Here is a 13,903-nt window from a genome sequence, read left to right on the forward strand (position 1 = left end):
CCCTTTAAACGTAGAAGTCTACGTTTTCATAGTGTTGTAATAATTCCGTCATCCTGTCCGGATCCTCACCTTTAAAGTTAACTGCTCCAAAGTGATTCCCAAATCCTTCCCGCGAATCGATCTTTTGGGTTGATAAAGGTGGTACCAACGTATGATCCAGAAAGTATGGCTCTTCGTTCAGCTCATCCGGGATTTCCAGTTTTTCGATCACATTTTTGTGAGGGTAGATCATCACATTGCCGAAATGGTTTTTAGGCTCAAATTCCTGCGGCGGAAAGAGCGCATCCACCTCTTCATCGGTCAAAGAAGGGTCGTGGCACATTACAAAGGCGGCCAGGGCATCAAATTCATAGGCTTTGGAAGCCAGCTCGAGAATATGCCCGCCTGGTATTCTACAGGCCACTTCGCCGAAGCCCAACTCGTCTTTTTCGGTTAAGAACCATTCCGGATGGATCATGCCATATTCAATGCCGAAAATATCCACAAGTTGCTGTACTTTTTCATGAATAAGCGGACGCTTTGAAGCGAGGTAATGACCCTCGGGAACAAAGTTGGAATAACCCAGCTTCACATATTCTGTGATGTTGAGAAATTTTACTTTTCCGCGGTGAACAAATGCTTCGCATGAAAACTCACGTCCTGCCAGGTGACTTTCAGCCAGGCAGGGGAAGTCGCTGTCTTCCACTTTTTCATCTATGTCTTTGAGAGAGCGCAAAAGGCGGTGACCAACAGTACCGGCGGAGGCAAAAGGCTTAATATGTACCCAGCTATCTTCTTCGTTGCCCACTTGAAGGTTGGCTTCGTTGAGCCGCTTCATAAACTGCTTTACCTGCTCGCGGTTATGTACTTCTTCGAATAACCCTACACGAAGACCCCCAATTAGTGCTTTACGCTTCATCATAGCTTTATTTCTAAACAGGAAAGCACGGTTAAGTACACGAGGGTCACCTCTGTAAATAGAGTTTAAGGCTCCGGCCCATTCTACAGTTTCTTCAAATAAAGGAACTGCCACGTCGACATTGTAAGGTTTAAGCTTTTCAGCGAGGTCAAGTGAGTTGGAGGTATCACTCCACTCATCAAACTTGTAAGCCACAAAAGGAATGTTATTTTCCTTTGCATATGGCTCAAAATCGCTAAAAGATACAACTACAAACGGCTTGTTGAGTTTTTGCATGCTTTCGATGACAGGTAAACTCCAACCCATAAGAGCAAAACATTGCGCCATGATTATCAGGGGTTTATGTTATAAATATTGAGCACCGCAACGGGGCGATGTATCAGACTTCTATTCAGATGAGAGCCGGATATTGCAGCTCTCCATTGGACATGACATATGCCGACTGTATCGTAATAACATTAAGTTAGTGGTTTTGTTTATGAAATTCCACAGTTTTTGGCGCTCTCATTAATTACCAAAAACTGATCCCCTGCCACCAGTCCTCAACTACAGCTTCAAATTCAAATAAACACCGGGGCCTTCGCCTGTGTAGGACGGCAGGAGAGTTAGTCTGTTCTCTTTTTTATCTTTATTACCCCATTTGTCGAGCCATTTGGTCAGTTTGTGTTTATGGGTGAGGTACACAAGTTTGGTGCTAAGTATGCCTACTCCTGCACCTACTAATACATCCGGAAGCCAGTGGTGGTTATTTACAACTCTAAGGGCACCGGTAGCTGCTGCAAAGGAGTAACCTGCCACGCTATACCAGGGGCTCACGTCTTTGTATTCATAATGCATAAAAGTGGCGGTGGCAAATGCGCGCGCGGTGTGAGCAGAAGGAAAAGAATAACCTCCTCCACCCGGGCGATCCATATGGAAGCCACGTTTCATAGCGGTAGTTATAATATGTTGTATAAGGATAGATTTCGCCAGTATAATGGTACGCTCTCCGAAGTTATTCTTCCCTCCGATTCCTACGAGATTGAGACCATAAACCATCGCTACGGGAGCATAACGTAACTTATCATCTATATTGGTACGGATCATTTGCGGTTCTTCCAGAAATTCACTCTGAATGTTGTATTTACTTACATCAGTGTGCTGATCAACAGACATTGTGGTAAGCGCCGCAGCTGTTAAGAACACAGGCACGGCAGCTATTTTAAAGGACTGTCTTTGGTGCCATTTCAGTGTTGTTTTTATGGTATCATTTTGCGCATGGGCAGTTAAGGTAATGAGCAGTAATACAAGCAGTAACTGCCCTTTTTTGATAGTTGGTAGCATAAAAAATCAGAAAAAGAGTTTAAAAAATTATTTTCTTGAGTGAGAGAATGCAAAAGCGGTATTAGGAACGGATTCACGTAAGTATACACTACTCACCCAATTTGTAATTTACAAAATAAAAAGGGCTTTTGCGCTCACTATCAGGCAGAATAACCATAGTATCCTTACAAGCCTGACTTTTTATGCTGAAACGTATATTTTCTGATTTTAACTCTTTTTCTGAACCACGGAGCTTTTCCGAAATAAGGATTCAGTCCGAAATCATGCTGTTGCCAAATTGGTTTTCTTCTGCCCTGCAAGTACTTTAGCAGCCTGCATCAAATGCCGCTGGTTGTGATAGATAACCACCCTAAACGTATCTCCCAGGCGCAACTTCAACAGTTTAGTGATACTGATGGCAGTTTTGATTTTGGTCAGGTCTTTATGCCTCGCCTTATCGAGCAGTTCCAGCGTCTTCTTCTGCTGATCAATAAACCTGTCCAGAGTACTGATGTCGAGTTTGCTGCCCAACGGGTTCTTATCCCTGAAGGTCTTCATTTTGTTGAGCTTCTCCTTTGGTAGCATGCCTTCTGCGAAATAGTTGCCAATGATCCCGCTTTTGAAAAATTCAGCAGGCCCGTGCTTACTTGCAGAGATCCTTTTGGCTATTTCGGGCAGATAAAAATCACCGTATAAGTTGAGGTGCTCTATGCATTCCAGTATACTCCAACTGTTGTGGGCGCTTCTCCAGTTTAGCTCTTTTAACGTGAGGGTTTTGAATTTCTCTACTTCATTCAGGTGCTGTCTTGTTCTTTCAATAAGGTCGGCTATTAATGTTTCTGATGCTGTCTTCATAATCTTTTTTGTAAAGTTCTCAATTGCCGGATTGAAAAACATTGATCGAAATCAAGACTTTTTAATTCTGGAGAGCGTCTCAGGGGTCATGCGCAGATAGGAGGCAATGTATTTATGAGGCACTTCCTGAAAAAGCTGCGGACTACGTTTTAATACCCTTTCATAGCGTTCCAATGGCGAAGAGGTGAGCAGGTCTCGCTCCCTTTCCATCTGCTGGTAAACCAGTTGCTCAAGTATGGCATGCCATAACCTGAGGTTTTCAGCATCGCTTTGCATAAACTGCGTGTAGGCAGCTTTGGAGATCATTTTGAGCTCGGTCTTTTTCAGTGCCTGAATATAAAAATCAGAAGGTTTTTCGGTAATGAACGAGTCCAGAGCGGCAATGAATGAGCCCTGATAGCCAAATCGTATGGTGTGTTCTTCAAACTCATCAACCACATAGACTCTCAATGTACCGGAGATTACATAGTACAATCGGGTATCAACACTTCCCCTAACCTTAAGATGCTCATTGCGACTCAGCACCGGATAACTTTCCCAAAGCCCTGCCTCTTCAATTTTATCGTGAAGGTGAGTGATCAGGTTCATTGGGTTATTTTCTTGTTTTGAGTTACTTCTTCCACCACTCCGATGCCGGAATCTCTGCATCCAAAACTATGGCCTGGCCGATTATGGGTGTTGCTACCTTTACGTTTAATTCCCTGGCCTTTTTCAGGGCTCGTTCCACAGGCTCTTCCCAGGGGTGCAGGGCTAGCTTAAAAGCTCCCCAGTGGATTGGCATCATCACCTTACCATTAAGATCGATATTGGCCTGCACGGTCTCTTCGGGCATCATGTGTATTTCAGGCCACTGCTCGTTGTACTGGCCGCATTCCAGCATGGTAAAGTCAAAAGGGCCGTATTTTTCACCAATTTGCTTAAAGCTGCTGTCATACCCGGAATCGCCGCCGAAAAAAATGTTGCTACGCTCTCCCCGCACTACCCATGAACACCATAATGTGCTGTAGCGATCGAAAAGGCCACGGCCTGAAAAATGTCGGGCGGGTGTAGATACCAGCTTTATCCCCTTAAGCTCCGCCTCCTGCCACCAGTCAAGTTCGGTTATTTTTGCTGCATCTACCCCCCAGAGCTTCAAATGTGCTGCTATACCCAAGGGAACATAAAATTTATCCACCTTATCTTTCAGGGCTACGATAGATCCGTAATCAAGATGATCATAGTGGTCGTGGGATATCAGAACAGCATCCAGATGAGGTAGTTGATCAACAGACAGGGGAAGAGTATCATTGAACCTTCCGGAACCTAACCATGGGTGCGGTGAAGGCACTTCACCAAGCATCGGATCGAGAAATATCTTTTGCCCATCCATTTCAAGCAGCACAGCAGAGTGACCAAACCAGGTGAGTCTGGTTAGTGAATCAGGGTGATCATTGAAATATCCGCCAGTGATCTTTTCAACCGGTATGGACCAGTCAGGCATTTTCCCCTCATTGGTAAAGTAATCGGGGATAGTACTATAGCTCATGCTTTTCATGACTATCGTTTCTTCCATATTATGGAACTTCCCGTCTTTATAGTTGGGCGATTTTTTTATTCTCTCTGCACTTTCACCTTCACTTTTTGCCCCGAACTGCGGCGAAAGGTTGATAAATAGCACACCTGTGACCAGTGCAAGTCCGATTACAGATACAATGATCAATAATGTCATTTTTAGGATTCTTTTCATTTAAATTATTTCAGGGCTTTACCATCCACGTAGCTTGCTTCATAAGCATAAGTGCTAATACGGTTTTTCAAGCTGGCTGTTGCAATTCGGCAACCTTGGCTATAAGCTACAAAATTTTCCTTTAAGAGGACTTTTCATCATCTGTCTTCTAAAACTTAAAAATTTCATAATCAACATACTTTGAAAATGTTATGGCGAACTACAAATTTTACTTTACAGATCAATGTCATGACCAGAGAAGACGAACTTATACTTTTTAAAAAGGTCCGTAATGGTGATAAAAGAGCACTTGATATGCTCTTTAGAAGCTATTATAACACACTCTGCAACTTCTCCTATTCTATTGTAAAAAATACCGACCTCGTCGAAGAACTCGTTGCAGACATTTTTTATATACTCTGGCGTGACTGCAAACATCTGGATATAAAGAGAAACCTTAGGGCCTACCTGTTTACTGCCGTCAGGAACAAATCACTTGAGGTGATCAGAAAAGAGCAAAAATCAGCTGGTTTGCATGAAGAGCTTGGCAGCATGTATCTTTCAACTGAAACCCCGGAGACCAGCCTGCTTTACAATGAACTTAATCAACACTATCAAAAGGCATACGAAGCTTTGCCTGAAAAGTGCCGGCAGGTATTCAAACTACATAAAATAGACGGGCTCAGCTACCAGGAAATCAGTGATATACTTAATATTTCGATTAAAACTGTTGAAAATCAGATGGGTAAGGCACTCAAGCTGATCCGTGCAGATATTGCTCACTACCAATTGCGATCATTACCTAAAGGTTAATAAGCGACTCCGGGTTTAACAATTTGATAACCATACTATCGTAGGGGTGCACATGATCTTTTCCCCTCTTAAGGGCAGTAAACTGTTGAAGAGAAAAAATTGTGATACCGGAAAACGCACTGATAAAATTCCTGGCTGATGAAGCCAACGAAAATGACATTGATCAACTGCATCAATGGCTTTCTAAAGACACTAAAAACCACAAAATTCTTACAGAATGGATGGACGCATATTATCATCAATACCAAAACGAAGTGGAATTTGACGTGATCAAAGGCTTTGACCGGCTTAATCATAAAATAAACGAACAATCACCGGTATCAACCAGGCGAAAAATACATGATTTTACTTACTGGATGAAACTTGCAGCCGCTATAACCATCCCGGTGCTGATAACTCTGATCTTCTTTTTAAACAACCCTATGAGATCAACACAGGTAAGCATGGTGGAAAAGAGCAATCCCTATGGTCAAAAATCTATCATCCAGCTAAGTGATGGTACTATTGTTAAGTTAAATGCGGGAAGTTCCATCCGCTATCCTGAGAAGTTTTCTCCGCAGGAAAGGAAAGTTTATTTAAAGGGAGAAGCTTTTTTTGAGGTGACCAGAGATACAGAAAGGCCATTCCTGGTGATGACTGACGATATAGAAACAAAAGTACTTGGCACTTCTTTTAATATATCTGCCTACCAGCAAGACGCAGCAATTACAGTATCTGTAGCTACGGGCAAGGTTTCCGTTTCCCATGCCGGCGATAGCCAGGTATACCTCGAACCTTCCGAGCAGGCCCGGTTTGTAAAAAAAGAAAAGCAACTGTTAAAAAGTAAAATTAACCTGGAAAACACGCTGGCATGGAAAGATAACGTGCTCTTGTTTGATGGCTCTTCTTTTACTGAAGTTGCACAAAAACTGGAAATGTGGTACGGCATAGATGTAGACCTTAAAAATACGGGAACGGCAAAATGTTCCATCACCGGAAAATTTAAAAATGAAAACCTTATAAATGTGCTGGAAGCCATCAGCCTGAGTACCGGCATCAACTATGAGAAAAAAGATGACAAAGTAACCTTTAAAGGAAAATGCAAATAAAAAACCCGCCTCAAAAATGAGGCAGGCTTTTATTGATGATCTCCGGGTTAGCATGCCTGACAAACAACTAACCCGGTATCTAAAGTTAACACCGAAAAAGTATGAACCTTAAACACTTAAAACTATGAAAAAAAACTTACTGAAAACAATTCAGGTGTACAGTAAGTACACATTGTATGGCTTAGCTATGCAAATAATACTCTTCAGTACGCTGGCGGCGTCGGGTATGACAGCGCAAAGCGTATTTGAGGTGGAAATCAACTCAGATATGAAAAAGGGCTCTCTTTCCGAGTTCTTTACTGTAATAGAAGCAAATTCCGATTTTAGCTTCACTTATAGTCCAAACCAGGTTGACCTTGAAACGAGGGTAAATATACATGAAGAGTACAAAACCGTTGGCGAACTGCTAACAAAGATCGCTGAAGACACCGATGTAAAATTTAAGCAAATCAACTATGCGATCATAGTAAGCAAAAACAAGAACCGCTTCAGGTTAAATGCAGAAGACAAAGGTAAAATAACCGGCAGAGTGCTCGATGAAAACGGACTTCCGCTGCCAGGTGCATCGGTAATGCTTGCTGACCTCGGCAATGTTGGTGCTATAACCGACAGTGAAGGTAACTTCGTGATCCTTAATGTACCTCCTGGTGAGCATCAGGTTAAAATATCGTTCATAGGTTACCAGGTTTACGAACAGCCCGTTGTAGCAGAGGCTGGCCAGACGATAGCGGTCAATCTGAAAATGGAGCCGGGTACATTGGTGGGCGAGGAAATCCTGATTATGGGAGACCGTTTAAAGGGACAGGCTAAGGCGTTAAACCAGCAAAAGACGAACCAAAACATCACTAATGTGGTGGCCTCCGACCAGATAGGAAGATTCCCTGATGCCAATATCGGAGATGCAATTAAAAGAATCCCGGGCATTACTATACAAAATGATCAGGGAGAAGCCAGAAACATCATTATCCGCGGCCTGGCCCCTGAGCTGAATTCTGTAATGCTCAACGGCGAGCGCATCCCTTCGGCAGAAGGTGATAACCGGAGAGTGCAAATGGATCTTATTCCTGCTGACATGATCCAGACCATTGAAGTAAGCAAGGCAGTAACACCCGATATGGATGCCGATGCTATCGGAGGAGCAGTAAACCTGATTACGCGCTCTGCTCCTGGTGGCCTCAGGCTCTCAGGAACACTGGCCAGCGGCTATAACTTCCTTTCTGAAAAACCCATATGGACAGGCGGCCTTATCGTAGGAGACAGGCTCTTCAACGATAAACTTGGCGTGATCGTGAGCGGTTCATATAATGACCATGATTTCGGCTCTGACAACGTAGAGGCCGTATGGGCAGAAGGCGACAATGGCGCTTATGTAGAGGAAATGGATATCCGTGAGTATCAGGTAAGAAGAGTAAGAAGAAGCCTTTCTGCTGCCCTTGATTACAAAATCAATAACAATCACTCCTTGTTCCTGAAAAGCATGTACAATCACAGAGATGACTGGGAAAACAGGTACAGGGTAACTTTTAAAGATATGGGAGAGCCTGACGAGAATGGAGTTTCTTTCGTAGAAACCATTGAACGTGAAACCAAGGGAGGTATTGGTTCCGGTCGAAATGATAATGCCAGACTCGAAGACCAAAGGGTCAGGAATATAACTTTAGGCGGAGATCACCTGCTCGGAAATATCAAGCTTTACTGGTCTTCTACTTATGCCAAAGCTTCTGAAGAGAGGCCACACGAAAGGTATGTGCAGTACACGGCAGAACCCGAAGTAGAAGTTGATGGCGAAGATGAACCTCAGGGCATGCTGTTCATTCAGGATATTTCAAATCCTAAAAAACCGGTGCTGAGACCAACCGGTGGTGATGGTTTTTCTTTGGGAGGAAATGACCCTGCTCTTCAGGATTATTCACTATTCGAACTGGATGAGCTCACGGAGGAAAATCAGCTTACTGAAGAAACTGACTGGAATACAAAACTTGATTTACAACTTCCTTTGGGCGAGTTTTCTTTCTTGAAATTTGGAGGTAAGCTGAGACGGAAGGAAAAATCAAGAAAGAACAGTTTTACTGAATATGAATTTATCAATGATGAATTTGAAACGCTGGATGCAGTGCCTAATGAGGATGTGAGTGATCCTGATTTCCTTGCAGGAAGTAGCTATCAGACAGGTGTTTTGGCCAGTGCAGAATGGCTTGGTTCATTGAATTTTGCGAATACTGGTCAGTTTGAAGGTGAGGATAAGCCTGAAGAGTACCTGCCTGCCAATTTCGTTGCTAATGAAAACATAATTGCTGCCTATGCCATGGTCGATTATCAGTTCAGCAGCAAACTGTCGGCTATAGGTGGCTTAAGAATGGAAAATACGCATATTGAGTATACCGGCAACGAGTTGATCCTCAATGAAGACGGGGATGTAGCTGGCATCTCATCCGTTACTGATGAAGACAGCTATACCAATGTACTGCCCGGCCTCCACTTTAAGTATGATGTTACTAACAATACTATCCTGAGGCTTGCCTGGACTAACACCATTGCCAGACCTAATTACTACAATCTGGTGCCTTTCAGGGAAGTAAACCTTGAGGACAATGAGCTGACGGTAGGTAATCCGCTGTTGAAGCCAACCACCTCCATGAATTTCGATTTTATGGGTGAACATTATTTCTCCTCAGTGGGAATATTATCGGCAGGCTTTTTCTATAAAGACATCAACGATTTTATTTATGTCAATCAAACGCAGGATTATGACGATGCCGCAAGCGGACAGACTTTTGACACGTATTTCCAGCCACAAAACGGTGGTAAAGCCACGCTTTACGGGGTTGAAGTATCTGCTCAGCGCCAGCTCGACTTCCTGCCTGGCATCTGGAGAGGGTTGGGAATTTATGTAAACTACACTTACAACCACTCCACGGCTGACGGTGTAACCAATGAAGACGGTGAACCCAGAGAAAGCCTGGAGCTGCCCGGTACTGCTGATCATTTATTCAATGCCTCACTATCATTCGAAACTGAAAAGCTTGTATTGCGTGTATCGCTCAACCATTCCAGCGACTATATCGATGAAGTAGGTGGTGATGCATTTTCTGACCGTTATTATGACAAACAAACTTTTGTTGATATCAACGGTTCATACGCATTTACGCCACAGCTGAGGTTCTTTTTTGAAGCCAACAACCTGACTAACCAGCCTTTACGTTACTATCAAGGTATCGAGGGGCGCACCATGCAGATGGAGTACTATAATGCAAGGTTCAACGCAGGGGTAAAATTTGATTTATTTAAAAACTAAAAAATAGTAGTTAGTCCTGAGTCATGAGTATTGAGATTGCCTGGGGTTCAGGACTGGTATTTTTAATGAAACCATATACAATGAAATTTAACTATATCTATATATCATCAATAGCTATCATATTCGCATCGTGCAGCCAGAAGCCGGCTCAGGAGGCTGCTCCTCCGGTCGAAGTGGTCAGTACAAAATTGAAACCAGTGGTAGTAACCCAACCCGCGGCCAATGATACGGATGACCCTGCCATTTGGGTCAATCCTGAGGATGCTTCAAAAAGCCTGATCATAGGTACGGATAAAGGTAACGAGCAAGGTATCGGCGCGCTGTACGTTTATGATCTGGATGGAAACATTATCAAGGATAAAACGGTAGAGAATATCAAGCGCCCTAACAATGTGGATATTGCCTACAATATAATGATCGGTGGAGAGTCAATGGATATTGCTGTATGCACAGAGCGATATACCAATTCTCTGCGGGCCTTCGCGCTTCCTTCTATGAAGCCGGTTGACAATGGTGGTATTGAGATCTTCCTGGGCGAGGAGCTGCGTGAGCCTATGGGTGTTGCGCTTTATCAAAACCCGGAGAGTGGTAAACTTTATGCCATAGCGGGAAGAAAGACCGGCCCGGATAGCACTTACTTATGGCAGTACCTGCTGGAAGACGATGGCCAGGGAAACCTGAAAGGTACCCTTGTACGGAAGTTTGGCGCCTTTAGCGGAAGAGAAGAGATCGAGGCCATTGCCGTAGACAATGAACTGGGGTATGTCTATTATTCAGATGAGACTTATGGCATCCGTAAATACTATGCTCACCCTGACAGTTCCAACACTGAACTGGCATTGTTTGGCAATCATGGAGAGTTCACCCAAGACCACGAGGGTATATCTATTTATAAAACTGAAAATGGCAAAGGCTACATTATCGTATCTGACCAGCAGGCCAACAAGTTCCATATTTTTAGCAGGGAAGGTTCTGAAAATAACCCTCACGACCACAGGCTAATGAAAAGTATAGATGTATCAACTTCGGAAAGTGATGGCAGTGATGTTACCAGCCTGCCACTTAACGACCGCTTCAAACATGGCCTGTTCGTAGCCATGTCTGATGACAAGACTTTCCAATTCTACCGCTGGGAAGATATTGCCGGCGAAGATTTGGAAATAATGGATGTGAAGGCGGATAAAGTGCTGAAAGCTCAATAGTTTTTTTAGATTTCTTCATTTGGTTTAGACCTCCAAGCTTTTTGAAGCCTTGGAGGTCTTTTATTCGGATGCATCTTCAATTCCCTATATAAGGCTTTCCCAACAGATGTATCCTGCATGGCCCGACAACACCTTTCAGGCTAATCTCTGCTATTGGCTGGTCTGTCGGTGGATTGTTAAGCATTTCAAAGGCGGCGGCAGAAATGATAAAGTTATTGTTCAGTTCTTTGGTGGCAGCCTCCAGCCTGGAAGCAATATTGACCGGATACCCCATTACGATCAGGTGATCTTTGCCTCCTAAATGAATAGTGCCTGTAGCCACCTTGCCAGCGTGGAGGCCTATGCCTACATCAATACGTTGATTCAGTTTTTTTACAAATACATTTTCGTTCAGGCTTTCGAGGCTTTCTAAAATGGCTTTCCCTGCCTTTACAGCTGATGCTACAGCTTCTTCTACGCTACGGTCAAATCCGAAAGCTGCATAAAAGCCATCACCGGAAGTCTCGATGATCTGTCCGTGGTTTGACCGGATGATAGTCTGAAACGAGGAGAACAGCTTCCTGACAATGTAGATCACCTCATGCGCTGTATGCCGCTCAACAAATGGGGTGAAATTGCGGATATCAAGAAAGAAGAGAGCCATTTCCCGTTCTTCTTCCTTTGGCTGCGTCCAGAGGTCTGCCTGTGAGGTATCTTGTGTGGCAGCCTTTCTGTTTTTCTTTAATCTTCTGTTTATATCAACCTGTATGGATTGCGAGACACTCGGGGTAAATAATTTTAGCTGTTTCATGGGGTCAGTCAGTTTTTAGTGTGTTGGTTCCTTTGTTTTTATAAAGGTATTATGCACTTGTGACAGCCCTATGTCAGCAGGGAAAATGAGAATTGTTTTTTTTATAAAAAAAATGAGAACCCAGGCCTGTTATGATCGTGAGAGGCCCGTTGATAATGAAGACAAAGCCACTTTCTTCATGAGAGAAGCTTGCTTATTTATTTTACAAAAGTCATATCAAAATTCAGGTAGCCGGGTTTGAAATGACATACGAGACTTCTGATATGACTTCTATTATTTTGGTGCTGCATACATATCACTACAGGGTTGTGAGTTTTATTCAAATAACTGACTGTAAATGATAAAGCCTGCAATGGCAGCCGTCACTATGGCAATAGTACCAACCACAAAATTAAAGGTTGAATTGGCACTGCATGAGTCTATGCGGTTTTGGGCTTCATCCGGTTTCATATTAGCAGTTTTAGTTTCCATGATCTTTTCATTATAATTTTAAAGGTATACACAATGTTTGCTACCGCGAACAGTTGCTATTTGTAGAGCAGTTAACGTTGGGTTTGTGAAGGGTACTGAAGGATTCATCAGATTGGTGCCTCCATCATGTGGCAGCCAGCAGGCATGCCCGATTTCATGACTGGCCATAAAATTACTAACAGCTGTTCCTGCTTCCACTACAACATAGTTATGAGTAGAGCCAAAGCTGCATCCCCGTGTAGTGCTTGATGGGGTATCCGGAGTTACATTTTGAACAATAAACACAATAATTTCAGCTCCATAACCTATTACTCTTCTAAAACCATCGGTGAACTTGCAGGTAGCCGCTGCAAATTCGAAGTATGAACCGGCAAGCCACCAGTCGTTAAAAAAACCACCGGCATCACATCCCACAGTGAGGCCTGCATCAGGAGGCTTCACTCCCGTATGGCAAATCCCCGTGAATATCATATTGATATTGCAGGTTTGATCGAAAAAGGCAATGGCTGCATTTACCTGATTCATTATATCTGCATCAGTAGCGATAGGGGTCCCTCTGACGCTGGGTACAACAACTCCGAAATACATCTTCTTACGCAGGCGCAAACCTGCCCAGGAGACTAAGAAATCTATGAGACCTGCCAGCCGCCAGATAATTTCTGTTACCCAGTTCAAAATAGTACGAATAATACCTCCTATTACAGGAATGCTCAGAATGAGGTTAACAATGAAGCCCACTACATCCAAAATGACGTTTACGATCTCACAAACAATCCGGGTAACCCATTTGCCAACGGTGACTACCACCCAGCGAATAACTTTAACCGTTACCCATACAAGCCAGCAAAAAAGTTTATTTAAACAGAGCATCCACCAATTACATGGCTCTTCGCGGCAGCGCTCTTCCTGACGGTTCTCCCATTCTTCGATAGGCTGTTCGATTTCCTCCTCGATCCACTCCTGTACTTCACGGCATACTCTTCCCATTGTCTTGATGTTTAGGTTCTGTAATGATTACCGGGCTTGTGCTCAATAAATGTCAGAATACTTCTGATCAGTATGACCATTTGAATACGAGCATGCAATATGCTGATGGCTTTACCAAGGGTAGCAGCTAAGGCAATAGCGATGATTGGCACTACCAATTGTTTCAGACTTAAAGAGAATTCAAGAATACCAGTAAGGTAACTGCAAAAGACGAGCAATATGGCAATTCCTGTTGCTATGCTACCTGCCGTACACCCACATTGATTTTTATAGCTATTTAATTGTTGGCTGATCTGCTGATTTATCAAAGGGGGGAAATCAGGAACAGAAAGCTGGTAATCAACTTTACCCATAGCAAAAATGGCATGGAACAGGTCACCAGTCTTGCGCAGTTGCTCTATGGAATTGATTTGATTCATTAGCAGTATTGATCAGAAAATAATAGCCAAGTTCAATAAAATTATTCCATGTTAAAAGGGTGTTTTTCCGGTAATATA

13 protein-coding genes are annotated in these 13,903 nt (G+C 43.3%); 4 read left to right on the plus strand and 9 right to left on the minus strand.

The annotated features are described in order from the left end of the window. Positions 1-4: 4 nt before the first annotated feature. The 5 genes from LVD17_RS15660 to LVD17_RS15680 all read right to left on the minus strand — a co-directional run bounded on the left by LVD17_RS15660 (position 5) and on the right by LVD17_RS15680 (position 4,781). On the minus strand, positions 5-1,225 hold the full coding sequence (locus LVD17_RS15660) for an ATP-grasp domain-containing protein (RefSeq protein WP_233759952.1): 1,221 nt from the start codon (positions 1,223-1,225) through the stop codon (positions 5-7). A gap of 219 nt (positions 1,226-1,444) precedes the next feature. Continuing rightward, positions 1,445-2,221 (minus strand): phosphatase PAP2 family protein, encoded by a 777-nt coding sequence (locus LVD17_RS15665; RefSeq protein WP_233759953.1) that lies wholly within the window; start codon positions 2,219-2,221, stop codon positions 1,445-1,447. Between the two features lie 261 nt (positions 2,222-2,482). Next, positions 2,483-3,055 (minus strand): DinB family protein, encoded by a 573-nt coding sequence (locus LVD17_RS15670; RefSeq protein ID WP_233759954.1) that lies wholly within the window; start codon positions 3,053-3,055, stop codon positions 2,483-2,485. Between the two features lie 51 nt (positions 3,056-3,106). Continuing rightward, a complete protein-coding gene (locus LVD17_RS15675) occupies positions 3,107-3,643 on the minus strand; it encodes a Crp/Fnr family transcriptional regulator (protein WP_233759955.1) in 537 nt (178 codons plus the stop codon). Between the two features lie 22 nt (positions 3,644-3,665). Continuing rightward, positions 3,666-4,781: an MBL fold metallo-hydrolase gene (locus tag LVD17_RS15680; protein WP_233759956.1), complete on the minus strand. Its 1,116-nt coding sequence runs from the start codon at positions 4,779-4,781 to the stop codon at positions 3,666-3,668. Positions 4,782-5,009: 228 nt separating this feature from the next. Here LVD17_RS15680 and LVD17_RS15685 point away from each other — a divergent pair, with 228 nt between their 5' ends. From LVD17_RS15685 to LVD17_RS15700, 4 genes are all read left to right on the plus strand, one after another. After that, positions 5,010-5,573, plus strand: a complete 564-nt coding sequence (locus LVD17_RS15685; protein ID WP_233759957.1) for an RNA polymerase sigma factor — start codon at positions 5,010-5,012, stop codon at positions 5,571-5,573. A 101-nt stretch (positions 5,574-5,674) separates the two neighbouring features. Next, positions 5,675-6,661, plus strand: a complete 987-nt coding sequence (locus tag LVD17_RS15690; RefSeq protein ID WP_233759958.1) for a FecR family protein — start codon at positions 5,675-5,677, stop codon at positions 6,659-6,661. Positions 6,662-6,785: 124 nt separating this feature from the next. Beyond that, positions 6,786-9,956 carry a TonB-dependent receptor gene (locus LVD17_RS15695; RefSeq protein ID WP_233759959.1) on the plus strand — a complete coding sequence of 1,057 codons (3,171 nt, stop codon included), beginning with the start codon at positions 6,786-6,788 and terminating at the stop codon, positions 9,954-9,956. 80 nt (positions 9,957-10,036) lie between these two features. Next, the gene (locus LVD17_RS15700) at positions 10,037-11,158 is read left to right on the plus strand and encodes a phytase (protein ID WP_233759960.1); all 1,122 of its coding nucleotides are present in this window, start codon (positions 10,037-10,039) and stop codon (positions 11,156-11,158) included. Between the two features lie 76 nt (positions 11,159-11,234). Here the strand turns inward: LVD17_RS15700 and LVD17_RS15705 are convergent, their stop codons facing one another. The 4 genes from LVD17_RS15705 to LVD17_RS15720 all read right to left on the minus strand — a co-directional run bounded on the left by LVD17_RS15705 (position 11,235) and on the right by LVD17_RS15720 (position 13,825). Next, positions 11,235-11,948, minus strand: coding sequence for an adenylate/guanylate cyclase domain-containing protein (locus LVD17_RS15705; RefSeq protein WP_233759961.1), 714 nt, complete (start codon positions 11,946-11,948; stop codon positions 11,235-11,237). 315 nt (positions 11,949-12,263) lie between these two features. Next, positions 12,264-12,419: a hypothetical protein gene (locus LVD17_RS15710; RefSeq protein WP_233759962.1), complete on the minus strand. Its 156-nt coding sequence runs from the start codon at positions 12,417-12,419 to the stop codon at positions 12,264-12,266. An 18-nt stretch (positions 12,420-12,437) separates the two neighbouring features. After that, positions 12,438-13,406, minus strand: coding sequence for a zinc metalloprotease (locus tag LVD17_RS15715; protein WP_233759963.1), 969 nt, complete (start codon positions 13,404-13,406; stop codon positions 12,438-12,440). An 11-nt stretch (positions 13,407-13,417) separates the two neighbouring features. Then, positions 13,418-13,825 carry a hypothetical protein gene (locus LVD17_RS15720; protein ID WP_233759964.1) on the minus strand — a complete coding sequence of 136 codons (408 nt, stop codon included), beginning with the start codon at positions 13,823-13,825 and terminating at the stop codon, positions 13,418-13,420. Positions 13,826-13,903 lie beyond the last annotated feature (78 nt).

The sequence above is a fragment of the Fulvivirga ulvae genome (assembly GCF_021389975.1).
GTDB classification, from domain to species: domain Bacteria; phylum Bacteroidota; class Bacteroidia; order Cytophagales; family Cyclobacteriaceae; genus Fulvivirga; species Fulvivirga ulvae.